The sequence below is a fragment of the Salegentibacter lacus genome (genome assembly GCF_020164555.1).
Lineage (GTDB): Bacteria > Bacteroidota > Bacteroidia > Flavobacteriales > Flavobacteriaceae > Salegentibacter > Salegentibacter lacus.
Window position 1 is genome coordinate 1 of the sequence record NZ_JAIQZB010000100.1, and the last position, 267, is coordinate 267.

1 protein-coding gene is annotated in these 267 nt (G+C 46.4%); it reads right to left on the reverse strand.

What is annotated here, in order from left to right; genetic code table 11:
* Positions 1 to 267: hypothetical protein (locus tag LB465_RS18185; protein WP_224471328.1), on the reverse strand; the 267-nt coding region annotated here is incomplete at both ends.

Consider the following 267-nt stretch of genomic DNA (forward strand, 5'->3'; position numbering starts at 1 on the left):
CTGATTCCTCACCAGGAGTCACTGTATAAGTGAAAGTATAAGAACCTGCACTCAATCCAGTAAAATCTACCATCGTGGGATCACTGAGATCCACACCACTGGCATCCGTATCGGCCCAGTTTCCACCAGCATCCTCATCCGTGATAAGGTCAAACAGGTTTACTGCATCCTTGCTCTCATCTCCTTCACAGAAACGATCTTCTCCGTCTACACCAGCATACAAAGCATCATCAATAGTGATACTTGCTACCGACTCATCATCAGGAC